Source organism: Mesorhizobium sp. WSM4307 (assembly GCF_007003945.1).
Classification (GTDB): domain Bacteria; phylum Pseudomonadota; class Alphaproteobacteria; order Rhizobiales; family Rhizobiaceae; genus Mesorhizobium.
Map to the genome: position 1 here is coordinate 1 of NZ_VFTB01000029.1, position 5,986 is coordinate 5,986.

Annotated in this window: 3 protein-coding genes and 1 pseudogene; 3 read left to right on the top strand and 1 reads right to left on the bottom strand. The window is 63.1% G+C overall.

Annotated elements, in window-relative coordinates; translation table 11 throughout:
- Positions 1-131 (bottom strand): annotated as a pseudogene (locus FJV83_RS37480) (alpha/beta hydrolase); the annotation flags it as partial.
- Positions 132-588: 457 nt separating this feature from the next.
- Between FJV83_RS37480 and FJV83_RS36230 the strand changes: the two are divergent.
- The 3 genes from FJV83_RS36230 to FJV83_RS36240 all read left to right on the top strand — a co-directional run bounded on the left by FJV83_RS36230 (position 589) and on the right by FJV83_RS36240 (position 5,524).
- Complete coding sequence (locus FJV83_RS36230) at positions 589-867, top strand: hypothetical protein (RefSeq protein ID WP_095789363.1); 279 nt, start codon at positions 589-591, stop codon at positions 865-867.
- A 350-nt stretch (positions 868-1,217) separates the two neighbouring features.
- Positions 1,218-2,324, top strand: coding sequence for an efflux RND transporter periplasmic adaptor subunit (locus tag FJV83_RS36235; RefSeq protein ID WP_179296019.1), 1,107 nt, complete (start codon positions 1,218-1,220; stop codon positions 2,322-2,324).
- Positions 2,321-5,524, top strand: coding sequence for a multidrug efflux RND transporter permease subunit (locus tag FJV83_RS36240; RefSeq protein WP_095789362.1), 3,204 nt, complete (start codon positions 2,321-2,323; stop codon positions 5,522-5,524). The genes FJV83_RS36235 and FJV83_RS36240 overlap by 4 nt, the downstream gene beginning before the upstream one ends.
- The last annotated feature ends 462 nt before the right edge of the window (positions 5,525-5,986 follow it).

Here is a 5,986-nt window from a genome sequence, read left to right on the forward strand (position 1 = left end):
CAGCTCCTGTCTTCCCAGATGCGCTCGACATGCGAGATGAAGCCGGGAACGAGCACGATATCGGCCGGGCCGCTGCCTATCGTCTGGTAGGCGATATGGATGCCGTCCACGGCGACATAGCGGGTTCTGGGCCTCCGCACCATCGCCTGGCACCATGTCTGCATGAACACCCACAACGGTGCTGATGCCCGATACGGCTGAGCGCACGATCGATAGGGATAGCCCTTTTCCTTCGGCGGCAACCAAATCTCGCCGCAGATGCCGGAGGGGACAAGGCGGATCCTGTTCGGGCTGATCGTGCTGTTCGTGACGGCGGCTTATTTGCGGATCGTGGAGGAGCGGTGACAAGGACCTTGAGCGGCAGGCCATGAATTTGTCGCCTGCGCGCTTCCAGATCCCATCAAAATACAATCAATTTCCAGAGGCTCGTCGCCTTTGCGGATTCGCCAATTATATTAGCTGTTGTTGAATTGTATTTGGCAAGCGCTACCGGGAGTAACTATTTCCTCCCGGCACTCACTTTCAACCCTTGCTTAACTGCGATGCTACATTCTGCAAATCGCAGGCAAGAAATTCAAGGATTGCTCGATGCAGGTCACCTCGGACCTCACCGTTGCGATACGGAAGCTGCTGTCGGCCAGGAGCGGTGTTGCTGGCACCAGCCAGCAGACGTTCGTCAAAGCGGGCACAGCGCTGCGGACCGAGGCCCCGGTCATTCGTCCGGGCGCGACCGGCGACGAGGATGGCACGTTCGGCAGCTTTGGCCAGGCCCCTGAGACCGACGTGCCGGCTGCAGCGGGAGGGATATATCAACGCACTGCTCGATGCCCCAGCGTTGCAGTCCATTCAATCTGGCCGGCGTGGTAATGCCCATATCGGTCTCCTTCGACCAATATGAATCATAAGCCGTCCATCAAAGGGATCCGCAATCCTTTAATTTGCGGACTGGCTTTGGCCCGGTGGCGGAGCAGCCACAGGGTGGACATTTCGGCCCACATGGAAAATGATCATGTTGCCATGCACAACACTGCAGTGCTCTGATCTCAACGAGAAAGCCTTAGCGTAGAAGCGGATCAACCGACCTCCGGGTCCAGCGAGCGGGGACGCAAATGGACACACCAGAGAATGCGCAATTGCATCGCGACGCGGGCGGGCGACCCGGTCGATCGGCCGGCTGGCTTGCCCGCGCCGCCGTGTCGGCGGCATTCCTGGTCGGCATGGCTTTCAGCAGCACTGCGTTTGCGCAGGACCAGCAGCTACCCGTGGTGACGGCGGCCAAGCCGGTGGTCCGTGACATCGTCGAAGACGACGAGTTCGTCGGGCGCTTCGAAGCCGTCGACCAGGTCGCCATCCGTTCGCGCGTCAGCGGCTATCTGGACAAGGTCAGCTTCCAGGACGGCGCACTGGTCAACAAGGGCGACCTGCTCTTCACCATCGACCAGCGTCCGTATCAGGCGGCTTATGATGCCGCCAAATCGCAAGTGGATGTCGCCAAGAGTCTGCTCGAATTCTCCAAGATGCAGCTGGATCGCGCCGACGAACTCGCCAAGACCGGCAATATATCAACCGCGACGGTCGACGACCGCCGGCGGGAATACCTTTCGGCGCAGGCGCAGATGCAGGGCGCGACGGCTGCGCTGACGACCGCCAGCCTGAACATGGAATTCACCGAGATCAAGGCGCCCTTGTCCGGCCGCATCGACCGCCGGCTGGTGTCGGTCGGCAACCTCGTGCAGCCGGATTCCACCTTGCTGACGACCATCGTTACGCGCGATCCGATCGACTTCTATTTCGACGTCGATGAGCGCCTGTATTTCAGCTACGCCCGCGACGCGAAGGCGCGTGGCGGCACCATGCAGGAAGGCGCTGGCGGGCTCGAGGTGGTGGTTCGCGTCGCCGACCGCGCGGAGGCGGTATTCAAAGGCAAGCTCGATTTTGCCGAGAACCGGATCGACAACGCGACCGGCACCATGCGGGTGCGTGCGACGTTTCCCAACGCCGACGGCATTCTCCAGCCAGGCATGTTCGGGCGCATCAACGTGCCGGGGTCGCTGCCGCATAGCGGCGTGCTGGTGCCCGACGAGGCGATCGGCGCCGATCAGGATCGCCGCATCGTGTTCCTGGTGGATGAGGCCGGGATGGTTTCGGCCAAGCCCGTGCGCACCGGACCGCTTCTCGACGGCTACCGCGTGATCCGCTCGGGCCTGGCCGGCGGCGAGACGATCATCGTCAACGGCCTGATGCACGCCAGGCCCGGCACCAAGGTGAAGGTCGAGATGGTAACGCTGCCGCCCAAGGCCGAGACCGCCGGGTTGCAGCAATGAGGTTCGCCCATTTCTTCGTCGACCGTCCGATCTTCGCATCGGTCGTTTCGATCGTCCTTTTGATCCTCGGCGGGATTGCCTATACCCAGCTGCCGGTCGCGCAATATCCCGAGATCGCGCCGCCAACCATTGTCGTTCGCGCGCAGTATCCGGGCGCCGACGCCGAGACGGTCGCAGCGACTGTGGCAACGCCGATCGAGCAGGAGATCAACGGCGTCGAGGGCATGCTCTACATGTCGTCCTATTCGTCGGGTGACGGAGCGATGGCGCTGACCATCACCTTCAAGCTGGGCACCGATCTCGACAAGGCGCAGGTGCTGGTGCAGAATCGCGTGTCGGTCGCCGAGCCGCGCCTGCCCGAAGAAGTCCGTCGCCTCGGCATCACCACCACCAAGAGCTCGCCCGACCTGATGATGGTCGTGCACATGCTGTCGCCGGACAATACCTACGACCAGCTCTACGTCTCGAACTACGCCCGCTCGCGGGTGCGCGACATACTGCTCAGACTCGACGGCGTCGGCGACCTCATCATCTTCGGCGAACGCGAATATTCGCTGCGCATCTGGCTCGATCCAGAAAAACTGTCCGCCCTGGGGATGACCTCGGGCGATGTGGTGCAGGCGTTGCGCGACCAGAACGTCCAGGTGTCGGGCGGCTCGATCGGCGCGCCGCCGACCAACACCGGCTCGGCGTTCGAGTACACGGTCACCACGCAGGGCCGCTTCAACGACGCACGCGACTTCCGATACGTGATCGTCAAATCGACCGACGACGGCCGCCTGATCTCGCTGCAGGACGTGGCGCGCATCGAGCTTGGCGCCAAGGATTACGTCACCAACTCCTATCTCAACGGCAAACCGGCGGTGGCGCTCGCCATCTTCCAGCGGCCGGGCACCAATGCGCTCGCCGCAGCCGCCGAGATCCAGGACAAGATGAAGGAGCTTTCCCGCGACTTCCCGAAGGGGTTGAGCTACGACATCGTCTACAATCCGACCGAGTTCGTCGCCCAGTCGATCCACGAGGTCTACAAGACGATCCTCGAGGCGATGCTGCTGGTCATCATCGTCATCATCGTCTTTCTGCAATCGTGGCGCATGGCGATCGTGCCGATCGTGGCGATCCCCGTGTCGCTGATCGGCACGCTGGCGGTGCTTTTCGCCGCCGGCTTCTCGCTCAACATGTTGACGCTGTTCGGCCTCGTTCTGGCCATCGGCATCGTCGTCGACGACGCGATCGTCGTGGTCGAGAACGTCGAGCGCAATATCGCCAGAGGGCTGGCGCCCAATCCGGCGGCGCACCTGACCATGGACGAAGTCGGAACGGCTGTTATCGCGATCTCGCTGGTGCTGATAGCCGTGTTCGTACCGACAGCCTTCATCCCCGGCATTTCCGGGCAGTTCTACCTGCAGTTCGCGATCACCATCGCGGTATCGACGGCGATCTCGGCATTCAATTCGCTGACGCTCTCGCCGGCGCTGGCCGCACTGCTGTTCAAGCCGCATCACACTGCTTCGGCGCCGCCGCGCTTTTTCCTGGCGCGGTTCGGACGGGCGCTCGCCGACGGCTTCAATAATGGCTTTGACAGGCTCGCCCATTGGTATTCGAGCATCGTGCGCGTGCTGGTCGGCTCGTGGATAGCGATCGGCGCCATGCTGACCGTTTTCGCGGCCCTCATCTGCGCCACGGTCTACATGGTGCAGGCGGTGCCGCGCGGTTTCATTCCGTCGCTCGACCAGGGCTATGCGATCGTCGTCGTCCAGCTGCCGGACGGCGCCTCGCTGTCGAGGACCGATGCGGTCATCCAGCAGGCGTCGCAGATCATCCAGAAAACGCCAGGCGTCGACTACGCAGTCGCCTTCGCCGGCTTCTCCGGCGCGACCTTCACCAACGCCAGCAACGCGGGCGTAATCTTCGCCAGGTTCAAGCCGTTTGATGAGCGACTGAAAGCCGGCCAGTCGGCGACCCAGGTCATCGGCAATCTGTTCGGCAGCCTGCAAAGCATCAAGGAAGCCTTCATTATCGCACTGCCGCCGCCCCCGATCCGCGGCGTCGGCAATGCCGGCGGCTTCAAACTCCAGATCCAGGAGCGCAACAGCGCCGACATGCGGCAGATCCTGGCGCTTGCTTACGAAATCGCCGGTAAGGCCAACAAGACGCCGGGGCTGACGGGCGTGTTCACCACGTTCTCCGCGTCGAGCCCGCAATTCTTCCTGGCGATCGATCGCGACAAGGCGCGCATCCTGAACGTGCCGATCCCCAACATCTTCGAGACGCTGTCGATCAATTTGGGCACCGCCTACGTCAACGACTTCAACGCTTTCGGGCGCGTCTACCAGGTGCGGGCGCAGGCCGACCAGGCGTTCCGCCTCGATCGCGCCGACATCTTGAAACTAAAGGTGCGCTCGGCGACCGGCGCGCTGGTTCCGCTCGGCACGTTGATCGAGATCCGCGACGTCACCGGCCCGGCGCTGGTCCAGCACTACAACATGTACGTCTCGGTGCCGCTGCAGGGCAACGCCGCGCCCGGCGTTTCCACGGGCGACGCGCTGGCCTTGATGGAAGGGATCACGGCAAAGACGCTGCCGGCCGGTACCTCTTATGAATGGACCGAGCTCGCCTATCAGGAGCACAATACCGGCAATGCCGCTGTCTATATCTTTGGACTGTCGGTGCTGTTCGTGTTCCTGGCGCTGGCGGCGCAATATGAAAGCTGGGTGCTGCCGTTCGCCATTGTGCTGGTGGTGCCGCTCGGCGTGCTCGCGGCGTTGCTCGGCGTTTCTTTCCGAGGGCTGGACAACAACATCCTCGTGCAGATCGGCCTCATCGTGCTGATCGGGCTTGCCGCCAAGAACGCGATCCTGATCGTCGAATTCGCGCGGCAGGCGCAGGAACGCGGCCTGTCGGCGGCCGAGGCTGCCGTCGAAGCCTGCCGGCTCAGGCTGCGGCCGATCCTGATGACCGCCTTCTCGTTCATCCTCGGCGTCGTGCCGCTGATGATCGCAACGGGCCCGGGCGCGGAAATGCGCCAGTCGCTCGGCACCGCGGTGTTCTCCGGCATGCTCGGCGTTACCTTTGTCGGCCTGTTCCTGACGCCGGTGTTCTACGTCACGCTCAGGTCGCTGTTTTCACGGCGCAAGCCCCGTGCCGAGGCCGAGCCTTTGGGGCCGGCAGAGGCGCCATCGGAGACTGCCGCCGAGTAGGGTTACGAATTCGCCGAGTCGAGCGCGGCTTGTCACTCCAGAAAATCGGCACGGCGCGGCAACGGCCACGACGGCATGGCTGAAGACCAAAAGCTCTGCCGTAAGCGACCTCGAATTGCTCGGCGTCGAGCGGGAGAGGGGCACGCCGGCCTTCGCCCTCGTGGGAGAGCCAGGCACCCGCAAATATGACATGGCCATTCAGGCCCGACCTGACCCACACCGTCGCCGGCTGAACGCGTCGCTCCAAGGATTGTTTTCGGGAGGTTCGAGCACTAGAGGCGCAAAGCTGACGTTGAACTAGCGTGAGCGCAACGTGTCGGTCCGCAACCGACTGATCCGCGCCCGAGCCTACAGCCTGTCTCCGCTGTTAAGCAAGCGTCGGTTGATGCCCTGCCTTGCCCCTTACCATCCCCGCAATCCCCTCCAGCAGCGCCCCCTGCTCGCCCACCCAGAACCAGTGGT